This is a genomic window from Sphingobium sp. CCH11-B1 (assembly GCF_001556865.1).
Lineage (GTDB): Bacteria > Pseudomonadota > Alphaproteobacteria > Sphingomonadales > Sphingomonadaceae > Sphingobium.
Window position 1 is genome coordinate 1 of the sequence record NZ_LSJY01000071.1, and the last position, 18,286, is coordinate 18,286.

The window sequence follows — 18,286 nt, forward strand, 5'->3', positions numbered from 1 at the left end:
GCGCAATATCGCGTCCAACGGTCGGCGCAACTGCCGACGATCACCGCCGATGCGGGGGCGAGCTTCGCCCGGCGAAATGACGGCAGGGTGGACAGCTACAACGCCGATCTGGGGTTCAGCGCGTTCGAGATCGACCTGTTCGGGCGACTGCGTAACCTGACCCAATCCGCCCTCGAATCCTATCTGGCGACGCAGGAAGGCGCGCGGGCCACCCGGATCGCCCTGATCGCGGAAACGGCCACCGCCTATGCCACGCTGGCGGCGGATCAGGACCTGTTGGCCCTGTCCCGCCAGACAGTGGCCAGCGCGCAGCGGACGCTGGAACTCACCCGGTCCTTGAACGGGGCCGGGCTGGCCGGCAAGCTGGACGTGCGCCAGGCCGAAACGACCGTAGAACAGGCGGCGTCCGACGTCGCGGCCAACATCACGCAGGTGGCGCAGGACCGCAACGCGCTCAACCTGCTGGTGGGCGCGCCGGTCGAAGACATGTTGCTGCCGTCGGGCCTTGCAGCTTTGACGCAAGGCATAGCGACGGTCCCGGCAGGCCTGTCGTCCGACATGCTGCTTCAGCGGCCCGACGTGCTGCAGGCGGAGCATCAGTTGAAGGCGGCCAATGCGGACATTGGCGCGGCGCGGGCGGCCATGTTCCCCCGGATCAGCCTGACGGCCGCGATCGGCGTCGCGAGCTCCGCCCTTTCCTCCCTGTTCACAGGTGACGGCTTTGCCTGGCAAGCGGCGCCGTCAGGGAGCCTGCCGATTTTCGGCGGGCCCAACCGCGGCAATGTCGCATATAGCAAAGCCCAGCGGGACCTCTATCTCGCCCAATATGAGAAGGCAATCCAGACGGCCTTCCGTGAAGTCGCTGACGCGCTGGCAAGGGACGGGACAATCGACGCGCAGCAGGCGGCGCAGCGCCGGCTGGTGACGGCAAGCCGACTCGCCTACGACCTTTCCGAACAGCGATACCGCGCGGGCATCGACCCGTTCCTCACGGCGCTGACGAGCCAGCGCAGCTTCTACGGCGCACAGCAGTCCGCCATTGCCACGGACCTGGCGCTGGTCAGCAACCGTATCCGCCTCTACCGCGTCATCGGTGCGGACCAGTAAAGCGTCCCATACTGGCCAGTATCATTTCATTCCCGGCCATCTTGCCCGCTTCCCTGCCCCGCAAGTTATGATAAGATGCGGCAAAAGAGAGGATGGAGAGAGCCATGTCGATCGTGACACGATTGCTGGATTGGCTATGCAGCGCCTTTGCGGCGGGCGCTCAGGACGCGTTGCGCATCAACCAGTTGATATGTCCCTTCAGCGAACAGCCGGGCCGCAAATCGCATCGCGAATGAGGCAAGGCGCGGGCAGAACCGCGACGGAAACGCCGCCCACAGGCTGACGCGGGTGCCTTGTCCGGGCGCGCTGAGTCGCTGATGATGGCCCCGCGCCGCGATATTCGAGCACAGGTCGTCAGCCAGGATTCCGCCGGTGCGTGCTAATCGCTCACCCTGCCTTGGCGGTCAGATGCTTGCTCAGATGCTTGTTCATCTCGAACATGCTGACCGATTTCTTCCCGAAAATCTTGCCCAGCTTTTCGTCGGCATTGATCTGGCGACGATCCTTCGCGTCCTGAAGGTCGTTCTTCTTGATATAGTCCCAGATCTTGGACACGACTTCGCTGCGCGGCAAATCCTTCGCGCCGATGATGTCGGCAAGTTCCGGCGAAGGTGTGACAGGCGCGGTGATGCCGCCACGGGCACCGCCGGCGGGCTTGCCCGTCGCCTTCACCTTCTTCGCGGCCGTTGCCGTTTCTTCCTTGCCACGCTTCTCCGCCGATCGTGCCATTTTGCGCTCCTTCGCTGCATCAGGGGCTATCACTGCTTCTGCCGAGGCATATACGCCGGCCATCGCTCTTGGTTGCCACGCGCTGACGATCTTTACGCGCGTCGATTCCACAAAGAGGCAGCCGCCGTCCATGAGGCCTTCGATGGGACCGCGACCGCGTCCGCCAGCTGAAGGAGCGGGCGGGTCGCCAAACGACGCTCCGTTCAGGCGACCCCCACCATGAGTGAACACGATCATCGACCCTGCGCCGACATCGACGGCGCGAAGCGCGTCTTCCCGGTCCAATATGCCTTTCACGCCCGAAGGCGGCACGCTTCAGTGGATCAGCCCCTTGGCCGCCAAGCGTCCGCGTTCCGTTGCGACTTGCGCCGCGGTCAACTTGCCCCCGGCGCGAATCTTGGCGATTTCCGCCGCAGTGAAGGGAGGAGAAGGCTTTGCCGCCTTCTTCAGCGACACGGCATGGTTGAGCACGTCGGCAACATCCTGGTCGCTCATCGTCCCCATTCCAGGCATAAGACCGGTTATCTTCTTGTCGTCCACGGTGATGGGGCCATATAGCCCGTAGAGTAGCACCATTGTGAGGTAGCGGCGGCCCTCCGGACTTCCGGCGATTTCAGACACCCGGCCGCTCAGCCGCGGAAACTGTCCCGGCAACCCGGCCCCGGAAGGCTGATGACACATGGAGCAGCGGCTTGCGAAGGTCTGCGGTCCGCCGGCCAGCGCCGTTCCCGACGATGCCGTCAGAGCGGCGAGAAGCAAAAATCTGATATGTTTGATAGATCGAAACATTGCCCGAAACTTCCCCAAAGCTCGACGCGGTGTCACAGAATGTGGTGCCGGAGCCCAGCCCGCCACCAAATTCCCCCATTATCCCAACATTCTACGAATGCCGCAATACTGGACATTCTTCAAATATTCGTCAACCCTTCCTTTCATTCTGTCGGGAGAAGGGTGGCATGAACGGCCGCGCCATGATAGGTCTGCGGGCAAGGTAGATGTAACATGATAATCGCTCCATCCCGGCCCGGCATCTATGCGCGCGGGTCCGAAACGGTCGACCAGATCCTCAAGGCAGCTCTTGGCGTGCTGATCGATGAAGGGGCAGAAGCCTTCACGCTACGCCGCATCGCCGCGCGGTGCGACCTAAAAGTCGGCAATGTCAGCTATCATTTCCCGCGGAAGGAAATGCTGATCCAGGTGATGCTGGATGAGATGCTGGAATCCTACGACAAATTATTGGACGAAATGGTGCGCAAGCCGGGTCTCACCGCAGAGGAACGGTTGAAGCTGGTGATCATTCTGTGCCTGGAGGACATCCAGACCAAGCGTACGACCCATTTGTTCACCGAATTGTGGGCGCTCGCCAACCAGAGCGAATTCGTCGCAGACCGCGTGCGCCTTTTCTACAGCAAGGTGCATGAGGTGATCGGCGAATATGTGTCGCAGATCAATCCGGCGCTACGCCCGGATGACGTTCACAGCCTGTCGTTGTTCATCAGTGCATCGATGGAAGGATCGACCCCCTTCCTGGGCCACCAAAAGCCATGGGCGAACAAGATGCCGGTCTTTACCGCGCTTGCGGCGATGTCGTTCGTACATCTTGCCAAGACAGTGACTTCGCGCGATCTTGCGGGGCTGATGACCGAAGCGGCTTGATACCGTTCAAGGGAGGATGGATCTGATTGGCAGGGGGCGCCCCGCGCGCGCCGCTCTTGCTCGGGGGATTCATCGTGGGAGGACATCACCTGTTGCCCTCAAGGGCATCTGATCGGACCGGCGCCTGCATCCTTGCAGCCGCGCTGGCGCTTTTGCAGCCCGGCATCGACCCTGTCTTTCTTACCCTGCTGACCGCCGCGACCCGCCTCGACCCGCTAAATCACGGCTGGATCGTCGGCGCGACTCAGGCGGGCATGGCGATGGGCGCCATCATCATATGGCGGGGCGGCGCATCCATCCCGCGCATGGCTCCGGCCCTTGCGGCGTTGACCGCCCTTGCGGCCAGTATGGCGACACCTGCGCTGGACGACCTGTGGATGCTGATTGCCGCACGCGGCCTGTTCGGCATCAGCATGGGCATCGCATACACCCATGCCATGAGCGTGGCGGCAGCGCACCGGCCTGCCCTTGCCTATGGCGCGGTCTTCCTCATCCAGTTGCTGCTCTCAACCCTCGTGGCGTTGGTTCTTCCGGCCATCAGCGATGCCGCTGGGCCCAGCGTGGCGTTGCGCATTCTGGCGCTGGTTCCTGCCGGCCTGCTGTTGCTGCTCTCGGCGCTGCCCGCCGGCCCCGCGCCCGTGCCTGGCGTCGCCATCGATCGGGGCGAGGAGACGGTGCCGCCGCTGAAGGCCTGGGCGCTCGCGACTGCTCTTTTCTGCTTCATTGCCGCGACCATGATGGTGTGGAGTTTCGCCGGAGCGCTCGCAATGGCAGCCGGCATCGCCGATGATGTGATCGGCACCGCGGTCGCGATCGGATCCGTAATCGGCGCCTTGACGGCGCTGACCGTCATGCGTGAACGCGCCGTCGTGCCGCTGCCGCTAACCGGGCTGTTTTCCAGCCTGTGCCTGCTGGCGCCGCTGGCGATGACCCGACCCGGCGCACCGGTCTTCTTCATCCTAGCGATCAGTCTGCTCAATATCGGATCGACAGCCACCATCGTCCGCTTTTCCGGGGAAGCGACAGCCGCCCATGGAAGCCCCTTTTTCCGCCGTTTCGTATCCTGCGTCCACAGCCTGGGCATGATCGCCGGGCCTGTCGCCGGTTCAATCCTGTCAAACGCCTTTGGTCCATGGTCCCTGGTTAATGGCGTGACAACCGCCCTCTTGTGCGGGTGTATCGCGCTGCTGGTGACGATCAGGGGCCCCGCTAATGGCCTTCCTCAAGCCGATATCTTGAACGAACCACAGTCGGACCTGCTTCAAGCCGAGAAATTTTATACATCACGCGCCAGCCCTCTTGACCAATCCTTGACACTTGTCCAGCCTTAGCGCGAGCAGGAAGACGGACCAGCGCAGAGTCCTCTCCTCCCGCACCGATCAAGGGGATCACGCGAGATGTCGAGCAGCGTCTTCAGGGGAATTTTCGCCGCAACCGCCTTGGGCATGACATTGAGCGCAGCTGTCGCCGGCGACGCCGTGCCTGCTGATGTGGCGGCGACGCTGGAGCCGGAAACATCCGACGTCGTGACGATGGAGCCTCCCAAGCCCAACTGGTTCTTCATAGACGGTGGCTGGGATATGCCGGGCACCAGCATCTTCGACGGCGAGGCCGGCAAGATGAAGGGCATGGTGGAAACCCGTCGCCTTGCCGACATGGCGATCGATCCAGCCGGTAAATATTATTATGTGGCGGAAACCATCTGGTCCAAGGGGGATCGTGGTACCCGGCAGGACATGGTGTCGGTTTACGACACGCGCGAGCTGAAGTTGCTGGCGGAAATCGCCATTCCCGACCGGATACTCATCGGATCGCGAAAGAATAACTTCATCATCAGCGACGATGGAAAGACCGGCTTCGTCTATAATCTCAGCCCCGCATCCTCGGTGAACATCGTCGATCTGGTGACGCGCAAATTCGTCGCCAATGTCGAGCTGCCCGGATGCGCCAGCATGATGCCCAATCCGGGTGTTGGCTTTTCCGCATTATGCGGGGACGGATCGCTCGCCACGGTCAAGCTGACGGGCAAGAAAGCCGATATTACGCATAGCGCCCCCTTCTTCTCGGCGACGGACGATCCGATCTTCGACAATTTCGCCTATGACCGGAAGAAGAAGGAAACGACCTTCCTCAGCTACACTGGCCAGATCTGGGTCGCGAAGCTCGGTCCCGCGCCGACGATATCCGCGCCTTTCTCGATCCAGGCGGCGGCAGGCATCCGGCCCGGCGAAACCAAGCCGCTGGAACTCAACTGGTATCCCGGCGGTCGTCAGCCGATGGCGCTGCACCGCGCGACAGGCCATCTGTTCGTACTGATGCACATGGGCGAATATTGGTCGCACAAGGCGTCGGGTTCCGAGGTGTGGGAAGTCGACCTTGCGAAGCAAAAAGTGGTGAAGCGCCAGCCGCTCAAAGAACCGATGAACAATATCGAGGTCACCCAATCGGACAAGCCGCTCCTCGTCATGAATGGAGAAAAGGGCGATGCCATTGTCATCAACCTCGCCACCTGGGAGGAAAAGCACAAGATCAAGAAAGCCGGTGGCAGCACCATCACGGTCCTGGACCCCTCCTGACGATGGAGATGGGTCTGGCGATCGCCGCTTTCGCGGCCGCTATCGGGGTCGGACTGATCCTGCTGCAGGCGGGTCTTTCGAAGCTGCGTCATAGGCACTTGCTGCCGGGAGTGGTCGCCAATTACCGGCTGCTCCCGTCTGCTCTGGTGGCCCCTGCGGCGACAATCCTGCCGCTGGCCGAGATCGCGATCGGAGCCACCCTGATCGCCGGCTTTACGACCGTCCCAGTCGTCCTCGCCATGCTGCTGCTCGCGCTTTTCGCAGGAGCGATGGCGATTAATATAGCGCGGGGACGCGATCATATCGATTGCGGCTGCGGCCGATCGGATCTGCGCCATCCGATCGGTTGGCCGCTCGTCGCCCGCAACTTGCTGCTGATCGCGCTCGTCGCGCTGCGCCTGGGGCCTGCCCTCCCCTTCTCAGCGCTCGACATCGGCACTGCCGCCGTTGGCGGACTGGCGCTTTTCCTCGCTTATCATCTGCTCGGCCACATTCTGGCGCTGATCGCCGCGCCGGCCGCCGCCTACCGGAGATAAACATATGCTGACGTCTCTCATCATCGCGCAAATCCTCTCCTGGATCGTCCTGCTGGCGCTTGGCGTCGGGCTGCTGGCGGTCGCGCGGCAGGTGGGCGTGCTGCACATCCGCGTCGCGCCCGCCGGAGCGCTCGCCACCAGCGGCGGCCCGGCGGTCGGCGACGCCATCGTCGAGATCGACACTCGGACGATCGATGGCGCTCCGGTGACGATAGGCGGCCATGCGCATGGCACGGCGTTGCGGTTGTTGATGTTCGTGTCCGCCCAATGCCCCCTGTGCAAGAACATCATTCCGATGGCCAAATCCTTCGCGCGCGACGAACGGGTTGCGCTGACCTTTGTCGGCGACGACGATGTTCCCGTCCAGCGCGCGATGATCGCTCAGCATGGGCTGGAAGCCCACGCCTTCGTCAATGGCCCCAAGGTCGGTCAGGCCTATGGCGTCGCCAAACTGCCCTTCGCGGTGCTGCTGGACACAGAAGGCGCGATCTTGTCCAAGGGCCTGGTCAACAGCCGCGAACATCTCGAAAGCCTGATCGTCGCGCACGAGATGGGGATCAAGACGGTACAGGACTATATCGGCTCGCTCAAGGCGCAGGCGGCCTGAACATTGCCATAGGGGGTTGCGTGACATGAAGAAGTTCGACGCCGATGCCATGGGGGAGAAGTTGCTGCGCAAGCTGGCGGGCGGCACCTCGCGCCGCTCGATGCTGGCGCGCCTGGGCACTGCTCTGGTCGCAGCGCCCGCCTTTCCGCTGCTCCCCGTCAGCCGTGTGGAAGCGGCCAAGCCCGATCGATCGCCGGAGGCCAAGACCGGCTTTGCCCGCACCGCGCAGAGCAAGGATGACAGCAAGTGCGACTATTGGCGTTACTGCGCGATCGACGGGGCGCTTTGCACCTGTTGCGGCGGCGGCATCCATAGCTGCCCGGCCGGCGCGGAGCCTTCCCCCGTTTCCTGGGTCGGCACATGCATCAATCCTGACGACGGCAAGGCCTACCTTATCGCGTACCGCGACTGTTGCGGGAAACCGGCATGCGGCCAGTGCGGCTGCGACAATACCGATCGCGAAACCCAGCTCTATATGCCTCAGCTCAACAACGACGTGATCTGGTGCTTTGGCACGAGCAGCATGGAATATCATTGTTCGACCGCGGTGTTGGTGGGCGCGGCAAGCTGAGGCAGCCCGGCATGGCGCGCGTGTTATTGACGGCTTCGCTGCTGCTGTTCGGCGCAGCCGGCATCGGCAGGGCCGAGCTGCCGCCTATGGGTGTGCTCCCTGCTGCGATCACCGATCCCGACCTTGCCCGATCCGACTATATCGAGAATTGCGGGGGCTGCCATGGGGTGCAGGGCAGCGCCGCGCCCGCAGCCCTGCCCGAACTGCGCGGCAGGGTTGGCTGGTTCCTGTGCACGCCGCAGACGCGCGCCTACCTCATCCGCCTTCCCAATGTCGCGTTGAGCCGGATCAGGGACAATCAACAACTGGCCGACATGATGAACTTCGTCGTCTTTGGCCTCGGCGGCGGTAGCGTGCCCCAGGGCAGCGCTCCCTTCACCGCGGAGGAAATCGCGCATGAACGGCGTTTCGCCCTGTCTTCCGCCTCGCTTACCGCCGAACGCGCCCGCCATGTCGAAACCGCGATCCGGCAGTGCCACGCGCCTGCATCCTTGCGGCAGCTGTTTCCCGTGAAGGGGCGATAGGGAAAAGCCCAGCGACGGATGCGTTCTCCCACGCATCGCTCCACATCCATCTTTCATTTCCGCACATTATATGCATCCTTTGGCCAGCAGGTCGCGCAGCGGCGCCAGCAAGTGACGCCCGGCATCGCCAGCGCCGGCTTCAGCCCTTGCTCTGGATGAAGGCCCGCCAATATCTCCGGTGACACGCCCTCGGGCGCGGCGCGGCTGTGACACATCAAGCATCTGCGGCGATAGCTTTCGCGGCTGAGGCTGGAATGATCCTCCTGCGCTCGGGAAGCTTCTGGCATATAGAGCAGCAGAACCGCCGCTTCCAAGGCAATGGCCATGCACCGCACCCATATTTTGCGAGGCATGGCCATTCTGTTCCAGTATCTCTTCAGAATTTCTGGCCGAACCTTATGCCGAAAAATTGCGGCTTGATGGTGAAGGTGCGCGACGATCCTGCGCAGAAGTCGATCGAGCAGAAGGTGTTCTTGGTCAACTGCCCGCGCTTGTCGAAGGCATTTTGCAGGAACAGGGTCAGGCTCCATCCGTCCTTCTTCACCCCGCCAGAAAAGTCGAAGCTGACAAAGCCCTTGGTATTGCCCAGCAGTGCATTGTTATCGACGTTCAGATCCTGCGTCGCGCCGGTCTGGTACAGCGCCGCGCCCTGGAAAAAGGCGCTATAATCGCCCAGCTCCGTGTCGTAGCGGACCGATGTCGTGCCCTTGAATTTGGGCTGGCGCGGCAGGCGCGTGCCGTCAGCGGCCGCGACCTGCGGCGTGGGTGGGTTGGAGTCCGGCACATCCTCTCCCAATGTGCAAGTGGATAGCTGGGAAATGCTGGATGTCGCCCGATCCAGCGCAAAATTGCAGAAATTGCCGCTCAGGCTCGCATCATTATAGGCGCCGGAGGTGGAAATGGTGACCTTGCCAAGCTTCAGGTCGGCGTCATATTCGATGCCTTTGACCTCCGCCTTGCCCGCATTGCCGGTCATGCCAGCGCCCTGTGCGCCGGAAACGACTACGCCATATTGGATATTGTCCCATTTCTCGAAATAGACGGCGGCGTTCAGGCGGAATATGCCGCCCCAGGTCGTCTTCATGCCTAATTCGTAATTGGTCAGCGTTTCCGATTCGAAGGGCGCCACGTCGACAGCCCCGAAATTGCGGATGCGCAGCGGACGATTGAAACCGCCGGGGCGGAAGCCGGTGGAATAATTGGCATAGACCATCTTGTCCGGCGTTATCTGCCAATCGAGCGCGATCTTGTGGGTCTCGCCATCCTCCTTGTAGCGGCCGGTTTGGTCCGCCGCGCGGAAATTGGTGTTGAGACATTGGAGCCGCTCCGCCGGCAAGGGGGTCGGACATCCCATCTCACCCGTTGGCACGAAGAGCGACGTGACCGTATTCGCCGCCGAAGCCGCGACGCCGGCAAAGCCCTTCACCGCATAGTCGGTCCAGAAATAACGGATGCCGCCCGTCAACTTCAGCGTCGGCGTGATGTTGTAATGGCCTTCCGCGAAGATGGCGGTGTCATGATAGAGCTGGTTCTGCTCCACGAAGTAGAAGGCGTCGCCCTTCACCGCCGGCGTTCCGTAAAGCATCGTGCCGAGGGGATTGCCGCTGGGATTGACGATGTCGCTGGTGTCGAAGAAGGGATTGCCGTCATCGTCGTACGCGATGCCGTACATGGCCGGCACGCCGATCAGGCCGCCGGGAACATCGCCGCCGCCGGTCGCTGTATAGCCGGTAATCGTGTCCAGGCCGCGAATGGCGTAGCTGTTGTTGATCTCATTCTTTTGCCGCTGGTAGAATCCGCCCAGCGTGACGTCGAACGGCCAGTCCTTGGGCGTGCTGATCCGCAACTCCTGCGTGAATTTGTTGCGGTGGGTGTCGGCGTGATAGAATTGCGTGGGATCGATCAGCGAGCAGCGCTGCGCCGCGCCCGTCCCGGTGCAATTGTCGAAAAATTGCAGATAGCTCTCATAGCCTGGCCCGAATCCGTCGTAGGTGACGGTATAATAGGTATAATCGTTCAGCGTCCTTTGCCGCCGCTTGAAATAACCGGTCGCCGAAACGATGTCCCAGTCGCCAATATGGCCATGGATCGACAGCGCCGCCTGATACCAGCGATCGTCATTCCTGGTCTGGTCATAGTCGTGAACCTGGAGATCGCCCACGCGCGGATCATAGCCGAAATAGCCGTTCGATACCTGCTTCTGCGCGGTGATGGAGGGATTGACAGCCCATCCCTCAACCGGCTCCCACAGCAATTGCAGCCGACCGCCAAATTCCTTGATCGAATTATAATCGTCCTTGGCTATGTCGCTATTGTCCAGGTTGAAGAAGGTGTTGGGGTTGTTGTCGCCCAGCGTATAGACCGCCGGCGCGCCATTGTTCAGGCGGCCGTTATTGGGCGTGTTGTCGATATAGCCGCCGTCGCGCCGGTAATAGCCCATCGCGCGCACCGCCAGCGTCTCGCTGACGGGCACGTTGATGTAGGATTCGAACTGCCCGCCAAAGTCGCCCTTGCCATATTTATTCGCTTCGACGTCGTAACCGAACTCGAACTTGTCGAGCGTCGGCTTGTTGGTGATCAGGCGGATCGTCCCGGCCAGCGATCCCGCGCCATATAGCGTCCCCTGCGGCCCGGACAGCGCCTCGACCCGCTCCAGATCATAGGCGTGAATATCCGGCACTTCGGTTCCGGTGATGGGCATGTCGTCCAGATAGTAGCCGACGGACGCATAGGCGCCGCCCGCGGGCACGATGCCCCGGAAGAAGGCGGTGTTACGGCCGGGGCCGATCCCTTCGAACGAAACGGACGGCAACAGGGTGGCGAAATCGCTAAGACCCTTCACCTGCCGCTCGGCCAGTTTCTCCGCGCCCAGCGCCTGCATGGAAATCGGCACCTTCTGGATGCTTTGTGCGCTGCGGGTCGCGGTGACGACGATCACGCCAAGGCCCGTTTCGGAGTCGGCCGCCGCGGCTTCGGCGCTGTCCGACGCCTGGGCGACGGGCTCCTGCCCCAGCGCTCCAGCAGACAGCATGGGCGTCAGGAATGTGCTGGTGCCTAGCGCACAGAGCGCGCGCATCCTGCGTGAACGGAGACGAATGGCCATACGAATACCCCCCTGATATGCGTTGCTACCCGTCCTCTCCTTTTTGTGCCCGGCGCTCCGGATCTTGTTCGATGACGCCGCATTCCCGCGACCCACGCGGGCCAAAGAAATCCCGGCCCGAAGGAACCCATCCTTCAGGATCGCCACATGGCGGCGTCACACTCGCTGTCATCTACACCCTTGGACGGCTCGCTGTTGCAGCAATCATAACAACCGTCCTAAATCTGATACTGCCGATAGGACACGGCGTGTCAAGCGGCTGCTCTGAGGGTTTTTGAAACATTCGCGACAGAAGCGCTCGACGGGCGCTTGCAGACGCAATAGGATTTTGAGCAGTTGCACAATGTGAGGGGCCATGGGGAAAGTGCCTGCCGCCACTGCTACCGACAGCGTCCGGACGGCCATGGCCCAGGCGGCGAGCTGGCTGGACACGCATCCTGACAAGACGCTGGCGCAAGCGGAGGAAATCCTGCGCCGCGCAGGCCGCCTAGCTCCGGCCGAATTGCTGATCGGCCAAGCCTTGCGGCGATTAGGCAAGCCAAAGGCAGCGCTGACCCGCCTCTCCCCCCTCGCCCGTCGTCATCCCGAGGTAGCGGCCATTCTATGGGAACTGGCGCAGGCCGCGAAGGAGGCTGGCGCGTTGCCTCAGGCCATTGCCGCGCTTGAAAGGCTCACCCGCCTGCAACCGGCAGCGGCTGCCGGCTGGTTTCTGCTGGCCCGCGCGTTGCGCGCGACGGGACGCGATTCGGACGCCTGGCGTGCAGACCTGTCCGGCATCCACGCCGCGTCCCGCGATCGCGACCTGCTGGAAGCGGCGATGGCGATGAACGAAGGCCGCCTGGAAGAAGCGGACGCGATGCTGCTTGCCCGATCGGAACGACTGGCTGATGATCCCGCCGGTACCCGCTTGCGCGGCGAAGTCCAGTGGCGGCGCGGCGACATGAGCGCCGCATTGGTGCTGGTCGAGCGTGCCCTCGATCTCGCGCCGGGTTTCGATCTGGCGCGCGATTTCCTGATCCGCCTGCTGTTGCAGAATAACCGGCTGCCCGAAGCGCTGGCCCATGCCGAGATATTGACGCGGTCGCCGATCCACAATCCTGGCTATGACCTGATCCGCGCATCCGTGCTGGTGCGATTGGGCGATCAGGAGGAGGCGAGCGCCATCTACGAGCGGTTGCTGCGCGAACGCCCCGATCAGCCGCAGGTCTGGCAGAATCTGGGTCACGCGCTCAAGACGCTGGGGCGTCAGGCGGACGCCGTCCATGCCTATCGTCAGGCCGTCCATCATCGGCCGACCATGGGTGAAGCCTGGTGGAGCCTCGCCAATCTCAAGACGGTGACACTGGATGCCAGCGACATTGCCACGATGGAGCAGGCGCTGGCAACTTTGGAACAGGATGGCCAAGGCGAGGGCGAAGACGCCTTCCACCTTCATTTCTCGCTGGGCAAGGCGTGGGAGGACAGGAAAGCGGACGAGGCAGCCTTCCGCCATTACGACCGTGGCAATCAGTTGCGCCGCGCGTTGCTGCGGTACGATTCCGACGAATTTTCCGCCGAGGTGATGGCAGTGGCGGCGACGTTCACCGCGCCCTTCCTCACGGCGATGGGCGATGGTGGTTGCCCATCCTCCGATCCGATCTTCATCGTCGGGCTGCCACGCGCCGGATCGACGCTGATCGAGCAGATCCTTGCGAGCCACAGCCAGGTCGAAGGAACGATGGAACTGCCCGAGATGATGGTCATCGCCGGCCGCCTGCAGTCGCGCGTGGACGACGGTGAATTTCCCGACTTCCGCTCGATGATCGCCTCGCTCTCGCCTGCGGACCGGCGGCGGCTTGGCGAGGAATATGTGGAACAGACCCGCGTCCATCGACAGAGCGGCAAACCGCGCTTCATCGACAAGATGCCCAACAATTGGCAGCATGTGGGCCTCATCAAGCTGATCCTGCCCAACGCCAGCATCATCGACGCCCGACGCCATCCGATGGGCTGCTGCTTTTCCGCGTGGAAGCAGCATTTCGCCCGCGGTCAGGCATTCAGCTATGACCTGCGCGACATCGGTCGCTACTATCGCGACTATGTCGGCCTGATGGCGGCCTATGATGCAGCCGCGCCGGGTCAGGTCCATCGGGTCATCTACGAGCGCATGGTCGCAGACACCGCAGGAGAAGTCGATCGGCTGCTTGCCTATCTGGGCCTGGATTTCGAGGAAGCCTGCATCGCCTTCTGGCGCAATGACCGCGCTGTGCGCACGGCGAGTTCGGAACAGGTGCGGCAACCCATCTACACCAGTGGCGTCGATCACTGGCAGCGATTCCAGCCCTGGCTGACGCCGCTGGCGGAGGCCTTGGGGCCGCTGGTGGACGCCTATCCCGATGTGCCGGTGAGTTGAAGCCAATCAGCCGGAACGACCCTGCCCCGGCGGGCGATCAGTCCGGTCATATTGGCAACGGCGAAACTGACCCCGAAGAGATTTCGCCGTTGGGGCACTCCAGGGATCGGGCGCGGATGGCCGGACGCGAAGGCCAGTCCGCCGCGGATCGCATAGTCGCTTTGCGGGCAGTCCCAATCCACGCCGACGCCCAGCACCTGCTTCAGGCTGCCCGGATAGCAGAGTGTCCCCTCATTGTCCCGCGCGGCCACGATCAAAATGCCTGCGCCCAGAGCATGATCGGCCACCGCCGCGAAGATACCGCTATGGGCCGGATTGACGGTCCCGAGACTGAGGTTGATGAGATCGACGCGTTCGGCCACGGCCACCTCGATCGCCGCCGCAAGCGCGCGCGGCGTGCTGCTCAGCCTGTCATGAAAGACCCGGATCGGCAGGCAGATCGCATCGGGAGCCTGATGCTGGATCGCAGCGGTGACCGCCGTGCCATGGCCCAGCCTGTCGGCCGTGTCCTTGCTCAGCACCGTGCCATCTTTCGCGATCGCAAGGCCGGACAGCAGCCTGTCTGCGTCGATGTGGGGATGATTTGACTGAACCCCGCTATCAATCACGGCGATGCGCAGTGGATCAGGCATGGACCGTCGGGACCATGTCGAGACGCTGGGGACGAGGCTCCTTATCCGGCGCGGGTTGCCGGACGACATGCGCTTGCCCGTTGGCGAGGGTCACGACCTGATCGGCAAGCCGTGCCAGCGCCGGCTTATGCGTGATGACGATGATCGTAGCGTGGGGCAACGCGTCGCGCAGCCGCCCGGCCACGAGCGCTTCGGAGTCGCCGTCCAGCGCTGATGTCGGCTCGTCGAGGATGAGCACCGACGGGCGGCGCAGCAAGGCGCGGGCGATAACGATGCGTTGTCTTTCCCCCGCAGACAGCGCTAGACCGCGCTCGCCGCAGCGGGTCTCCAGTCCGTCCGGCAGGCGCGCCAGGAACGCGTCCAAGCCGGCAGCATGGGCTGCTGTCTCAATATCTACGGTGCGCGCGTCAGGCAGGGCAAAAGCGATATTGCCGGCGATACTGTCATTGAACAGCCAGGGCGATTGATCGACCAGCATCACCTGACGGCGCAGATCGTCCAGCAGGATGTCGCGCAGGTCGTGGCCGTCCAGCAGGATGCGCCCCGCGCAAGGATCAAGATAGCGAACCATAAGGTCGGCCATGGTCGATTTACCGGCCCCGCTCGGCCCGACAAGGGCGCACAAGCTGCCGGCTTCTATGGTCAGGTTGATGTCGTGCAGCACCGCATCGCGATCATAGCGCATGCCGACGCGGTCGAAGCAGATGCCCTGACGCACAGGCCCGATCGCGAGCGCCCCGGCGCGTTCCGTCACTTCGGACTTGGCGTCCAACAGGTCGAATATGCGCGCCAGCGACACGCGCGCCGATGCCAGTCCCGCCGTCAGCCCCATCAGCGTCTGGATCGGCGACAGCAGCCGCATATGATAGGCCATGAAGGCGACCAGCGTACCGATGCTCATGTCGCCCTCTATGATGCGCCATCCGCCATAGAGGATCACCGCGGAGGTCGCCCCCGTCATCACCGTGCCGGGCAGCGCCCCGGTCATATAGGACGCTATCTGCATCTTCAGCATCGCGCCGATGAAGGCGTCGTTCTTGGTCCTGAACCGCTCGACCTCATGCTCGCCCGCTCGAAGCGCCGTGACGACGCGCATTCCCATCACCGTATCGACCAGCAAGCTGCCCAGATCGGCGCTGCGTTCACGCATGTCGCGGGTCAGGGCCGTCAATTTGCGCTGATAGTGAACAAACGCGGCCAGGCTTGCCGGCGCCAGCACACTGCCCACAAGGAACAGCCGCCAGTCGAGCCAGAGCATCATCGCCACACAGCCGACGAAGAAAAGCAGGTTGCTCACCACCGACAGCAGCGTATCGGACGCGACACGCTGCACATCGCTGACGTCGCTGTTCATGCGCGAGACGAGATCGCCCAGCCGGAAGCTAGCATAGAAGCGCGGCGACAGTGTCTGGAGATGGCGCAGCAGCGCGGCGCGGATGTCGTAGAGCATCGCCGCCGACAATCGAACATAGCGATAGCTCGCCAGGATATTGACCCCGAAGCCAAGCACGGTCACCACGACCATGATGCCGGCAATCAGCAGCAGCGCCCCCATGTCCCGCCGCAGCAGCGCCTGGTCGATCATCAGTTTGGAGAGATAGGGCTGGGCCAGTCCCAGCGCCGTCGAAAGCAGGCTGATCCCCAGCACCAGCAACAGACCACGCCAATAGGGACGGATATAGGGCAACAGCCTGCGATAGCTGCCCCAGTCGGCCACCGGTGGAGGCGGCGACCCGCTCAAGCCGCGGCCCGCCGGGGTACCAGCCGCAGCCCCTGTAGCACGAATTGCGGTTCGGGAAATTTTGCCAGCAGGCCAGTGCACCAGCCATGTCCCTGCATCAGCGCGCGATGCTGCGCCCGCCACCAGTCGCTCTGCCCGCCATTGGCGTAGAACTGCGCGCTGAGCAGCAGATGCCGGCGCATCGTCGCGATGAGCATCGCTTGATAATGGCTGAGCAACGCGTCCCGATCCCCGCCTTCGACGATCGCGCACACCACGGCGCTAGCCAATATGGCCTGCCTGACGGATTGCGCCGCACCATCGCCGCAGATCGGATCGAAGCCCATCGCTGCCGTGCCGCAGGCGAGCCAGTCGCCGCCAACCAGCGGCAGGTGCAGGCGAGGCGCCGCCGGGAAGGCCTGTGACGGTCCATCGATTGGTTCGACCACTGGCGCGATCAGTCGGCTTTGCCCCAGCAGCGCGTCAATGCTTCCCCCGACGCAGAGCAGCCACCCCTCCTCCCCTTCCGCAGGCACCAGGAACAGCCAACCCGCCTCCACCGCTTCTATCCGACTTTCCTCATGGCGGGCAGAATCTCGCAATCGCGCGCGCGCGGCGATGGCATGGCGCTCGCCGAACATATGCAATTCTCCCGCCGGCAGCGGGGGAGCGGAAAGAATGCTGAAATCGGGCGCGCCCATGGCTCCATCATCTGCTTGCACGGCCAGAGCGCGGTGCACCAGAGATTCCGATGCCAGCGCCGCATCATGCGGCACCATGACCGGTTCGCCGCCCCAAGCCACCAGCCGGCGGCGAACGCGCGGCGCATCGGCCAGCAGATCGGGGCGGCCAAACAGGTCGCGCATCAGCGTCAGCGCGGTTTCGCTCAACATCATGCTCGGCAAGGGTGGGCGGCGGGCGGCGTCCATCGCGACGCGAAGGCCCGCTTCCTTCAGCAAATAGGCACAAGCGCTGGCGGCAATCCCGCTGCCCCGAATGGCCACCGCCATCGGAGTGCCGGGATCGCCAGACGGGTTCACGGCACGGCCACCATGCCCGCGCCGGTCGCATCATTGCCCAGATCCCAGGTCGCTTCGAGCTTTAGCGTCTTCGCATCATAGACTTCTATGTCGAAGCTGGCCCCATATATGTAGAGCTTCCTGCCATCCATCGACATGCCGAAGCGAAAGCGCGACCGGCAGGGGAATTCCGCCTTGTCCACCACGGCGTTGGTGGAAAGGTCCATATGCCAGAATTCGCACCGCTTCGCGCCCAGCGTACCGTTGGTGACGACGGTATAGGCCTGCTTCCCATCCGGCGTCACCTCCAGCCCAGCCATGGCGGCGGGTGCCGGGCCGATCGGCGTGAAATCAAATTGACGGCTGTTGAGGTCGAACCGGGCGACGCCGAACATCTTGTTGTGGATGTAAGGATCGGCTGCGTTGAACAGGGATACATATTGGCCGGGCGTACGCAGAGTCTCCAATGAACCGCCAAAGCCGACATTCTCCAACCCCGTTCCTTCGGGCTTGGCCAGGTCGATCCGGTCCATAGCCTTCAGGGTCGCCGTATCGATGATGATGACCTTCTCTCCGAAGGCGTAAAGATATTTACCGTCGGTCGATACCTTGAAGGCGACGCGGTAGCCCCCGATCGCCTTCTCGTCATCCTTCTCGATCTCGGCGGTGCGCACCAGCTTGCCGAGCTTCAGGTCGATCACGCCGTAAAGCGGCTTGCTGACCGTGTAGCGGTCGATGCCTTTGTCGATCTTGCTGATGATCGTGTAGAAATAGCGGCCGGCCGGGTCCGGTACCCCTCCCCAGAAGCGCACCCGGCTGGGGCCGTCGTTCAGGCTGAACTTGCTGACCACCTTGCGGCTGGCGGCATCGATCACCTCGATCCCGCTGGTGGTGATAGTCGAGACATAGATGCGCTTGCCGTCATCGGACAGGGTCATGGCCGTCGGCAGGCCGGTATCCAGCTTGATCTTCTGCGTTACCGCGCCCTTGCTCTCGTCAAAGACCAGCAGCACGTCGGGATAGGCGCCCATGAACAGGGTCGCCGCCTGCGAAGGAAGCGCGCCCAGGGCGGCAAGGCCAACGGCCATGGCGAAGCGGATGGTCTGCATCGCGC

At 63.1% G+C, this 18,286-nt stretch carries 18 protein-coding genes; 10 read left to right on the plus strand and 8 right to left on the minus strand.

Features of this window, described 5'->3' with window-relative positions; genetic code table 11:
• Both AX724_RS07660 and AX724_RS24705 read left to right on the plus strand, forming a co-directional pair.
• Positions 1 to 1,107: efflux transporter outer membrane subunit (locus AX724_RS07660; protein ID WP_066765048.1), on the plus strand; the 1,107-nt coding region annotated here is incomplete at its 5' end.
• 104 nt (positions 1,108 to 1,211) lie between these two features.
• A complete protein-coding gene (locus AX724_RS24705; protein WP_269454128.1) occupies positions 1,212 to 1,343 on the plus strand; it encodes a hypothetical protein in 132 nt (43 codons plus the stop codon).
• Positions 1,344 to 1,494: 151 nt separating this feature from the next.
• Here the strand turns inward: AX724_RS24705 and AX724_RS07665 are convergent, their stop codons facing one another.
• Both AX724_RS07665 and AX724_RS24710 read right to left on the minus strand, forming a co-directional pair.
• Positions 1,495 to 1,836 (minus strand): SWIB/MDM2 domain-containing protein, encoded by a 342-nt coding sequence (locus AX724_RS07665; RefSeq protein ID WP_082733436.1) that lies wholly within the window; start codon positions 1,834 to 1,836, stop codon positions 1,495 to 1,497.
• Positions 1,837 to 2,151: 315 nt separating this feature from the next.
• Positions 2,152 to 2,625 (minus strand): c-type cytochrome, encoded by a 474-nt coding sequence (locus AX724_RS24710; RefSeq protein ID WP_066765049.1) that lies wholly within the window; start codon positions 2,623 to 2,625, stop codon positions 2,152 to 2,154.
• A gap of 213 nt (positions 2,626 to 2,838) precedes the next feature.
• Between AX724_RS24710 and AX724_RS07675 the strand changes: the two genes are divergently transcribed.
• The 7 genes from AX724_RS07675 (at position 2,839) to AX724_RS07705 (ending at position 8,306) form a co-directional block, all read left to right on the plus strand.
• Entirely contained in the window at positions 2,839 to 3,492 is a 654-nt protein-coding gene (locus AX724_RS07675) for a TetR/AcrR family transcriptional regulator (RefSeq protein ID WP_066765052.1), read from the plus strand.
• Positions 3,493 to 3,566: 74 nt separating this feature from the next.
• The gene (locus tag AX724_RS07680) at positions 3,567 to 4,823 is read left to right on the plus strand and encodes an MFS transporter (RefSeq protein ID WP_231736563.1); all 1,257 of its coding nucleotides are present in this window, start codon (positions 3,567 to 3,569) and stop codon (positions 4,821 to 4,823) included.
• Positions 4,824 to 4,889: 66 nt separating this feature from the next.
• Positions 4,890 to 6,068, plus strand: a complete 1,179-nt coding sequence (locus AX724_RS07685; RefSeq protein ID WP_066765054.1) for an amine dehydrogenase large subunit — start codon at positions 4,890 to 4,892, stop codon at positions 6,066 to 6,068.
• Positions 6,069 to 6,070: 2 nt separating this feature from the next.
• Positions 6,071 to 6,604: a MauE/DoxX family redox-associated membrane protein gene (locus AX724_RS07690; RefSeq protein WP_066765056.1), complete on the plus strand. Its 534-nt coding sequence runs from the start codon at positions 6,071 to 6,073 to the stop codon at positions 6,602 to 6,604.
• 4 nt (positions 6,605 to 6,608) lie between these two features.
• Complete coding sequence (locus AX724_RS07695) at positions 6,609 to 7,211, plus strand: methylamine utilization protein MauD (protein WP_066765058.1); 603 nt, start codon at positions 6,609 to 6,611, stop codon at positions 7,209 to 7,211.
• A 25-nt stretch (positions 7,212 to 7,236) separates the two neighbouring features.
• On the plus strand, positions 7,237 to 7,782 hold the full coding sequence (gene mauA, locus AX724_RS07700) for a methylamine dehydrogenase (amicyanin) small subunit (protein WP_066765060.1): 546 nt from the start codon (positions 7,237 to 7,239) through the stop codon (positions 7,780 to 7,782).
• 11 nt (positions 7,783 to 7,793) lie between these two features.
• Positions 7,794 to 8,306 carry a c-type cytochrome gene (locus AX724_RS07705; RefSeq protein ID WP_066765089.1) on the plus strand — a complete coding sequence of 171 codons (513 nt, stop codon included), beginning with the start codon at positions 7,794 to 7,796 and terminating at the stop codon, positions 8,304 to 8,306.
• A gap of 53 nt (positions 8,307 to 8,359) precedes the next feature.
• On the opposite strand, the gene AX724_RS07710 is transcribed toward AX724_RS07705, so the two are convergent.
• Positions 8,360 to 8,632: a hypothetical protein gene (locus AX724_RS07710; RefSeq protein WP_066765063.1), complete on the minus strand. Its 273-nt coding sequence runs from the start codon at positions 8,630 to 8,632 to the stop codon at positions 8,360 to 8,362.
• Between the two features lie 50 nt (positions 8,633 to 8,682).
• Positions 8,683 to 11,337 (minus strand): TonB-dependent receptor, encoded by a 2,655-nt coding sequence (locus AX724_RS07715; protein WP_156448021.1) that lies wholly within the window; start codon positions 11,335 to 11,337, stop codon positions 8,683 to 8,685.
• A gap of 427 nt (positions 11,338 to 11,764) precedes the next feature.
• Here AX724_RS07715 and AX724_RS07720 point away from each other — a divergent pair, with 427 nt between their 5' ends.
• Positions 11,765 to 13,801, plus strand: a complete 2,037-nt coding sequence (locus tag AX724_RS07720) for a tetratricopeptide repeat-containing sulfotransferase family protein (RefSeq protein WP_066765067.1) — start codon at positions 11,765 to 11,767, stop codon at positions 13,799 to 13,801.
• On the opposite strand, the gene qhpE is transcribed toward AX724_RS07720, so the two are convergent.
• From qhpE to AX724_RS07740, 4 genes are read right to left on the minus strand one after another with little or no spacing between them, the layout of a single operon-like run.
• A complete protein-coding gene (gene qhpE, locus AX724_RS07725) occupies positions 13,777 to 14,433 on the minus strand; it encodes a subtilisin-like serine protease QhpE (RefSeq protein WP_066765069.1) in 657 nt (218 codons plus the stop codon). The two genes, AX724_RS07720 and qhpE, sit on opposite strands and share 25 nt — an antisense overlap.
• Positions 14,426 to 16,174, minus strand: a complete 1,749-nt coding sequence (locus AX724_RS07730) for an ABC transporter ATP-binding protein (protein ID WP_066765071.1) — start codon at positions 16,172 to 16,174, stop codon at positions 14,426 to 14,428. Before AX724_RS07730 ends, qhpE begins: the two co-directional genes overlap by 8 nt.
• A complete protein-coding gene (locus AX724_RS07735) occupies positions 16,171 to 17,193 on the minus strand; it encodes a hypothetical protein (RefSeq protein WP_231736564.1) in 1,023 nt (340 codons plus the stop codon). The genes AX724_RS07730 and AX724_RS07735 overlap by 4 nt, the downstream gene beginning before the upstream one ends.
• The gene (locus AX724_RS07740; protein ID WP_066765073.1) at positions 17,190 to 18,281 is read right to left on the minus strand and encodes a YncE family protein; all 1,092 of its coding nucleotides are present in this window, start codon (positions 18,279 to 18,281) and stop codon (positions 17,190 to 17,192) included. Before AX724_RS07740 ends, AX724_RS07735 begins: the two co-directional genes overlap by 4 nt.
• Positions 18,282 to 18,286: the final 5 nt, after the last annotated feature.

Excerpts from the sequence above, each read along its gene's own strand:
- AX724_RS07675 (WP_066765052.1), top strand. The coding sequence starts at position 2,839 with ATGATAATCGCTCCATCCCGGCCCGGCATCTATGCGCGCGGGTCCGAA.
- AX724_RS07715 (WP_156448021.1), bottom strand. The coding sequence starts at position 11,337 with ATGCTGTCTGCTGGAGCGCTGGGGCAGGAGCCCGTCGCCCAGGCGTCG.
- AX724_RS07720 (WP_066765067.1), top strand. The coding sequence starts at position 11,765 with ATGGGGAAAGTGCCTGCCGCCACTGCTACCGACAGCGTCCGGACGGCC.
- mauA (WP_066765060.1), top strand. The coding sequence starts at position 7,237 with ATGAAGAAGTTCGACGCCGATGCCATGGGGGAGAAGTTGCTGCGCAAG.
- AX724_RS07740 (WP_066765073.1), bottom strand. The coding sequence starts at position 18,281 with ATGCAGACCATCCGCTTCGCCATGGCCGTTGGCCTTGCCGCCCTGGGC.
- qhpE (WP_066765069.1), bottom strand. The coding sequence starts at position 14,433 with ATGCCTGATCCACTGCGCATCGCCGTGATTGATAGCGGGGTTCAGTCA.
- AX724_RS24710 (WP_066765049.1), bottom strand. The coding sequence starts at position 2,625 with ATGTTTCGATCTATCAAACATATCAGATTTTTGCTTCTCGCCGCTCTG.
- AX724_RS07695 (WP_066765058.1), top strand. The coding sequence starts at position 6,609 with ATGCTGACGTCTCTCATCATCGCGCAAATCCTCTCCTGGATCGTCCTG.
- AX724_RS07710 (WP_066765063.1), bottom strand. The coding sequence starts at position 8,632 with ATGGCCATTGCCTTGGAAGCGGCGGTTCTGCTGCTCTATATGCCAGAA.
- AX724_RS07685 (WP_066765054.1), top strand. The coding sequence starts at position 4,890 with ATGTCGAGCAGCGTCTTCAGGGGAATTTTCGCCGCAACCGCCTTGGGC.
- AX724_RS07705 (WP_066765089.1), top strand. The coding sequence starts at position 7,794 with ATGGCGCGCGTGTTATTGACGGCTTCGCTGCTGCTGTTCGGCGCAGCC.
- AX724_RS07665 (WP_082733436.1), bottom strand. The coding sequence starts at position 1,836 with ATGGCACGATCGGCGGAGAAGCGTGGCAAGGAAGAAACGGCAACGGCC.
- AX724_RS24705 (WP_269454128.1), top strand. The coding sequence starts at position 1,212 with ATGTCGATCGTGACACGATTGCTGGATTGGCTATGCAGCGCCTTTGCG.
- AX724_RS07690 (WP_066765056.1), top strand. The coding sequence starts at position 6,071 with ATGGAGATGGGTCTGGCGATCGCCGCTTTCGCGGCCGCTATCGGGGTC.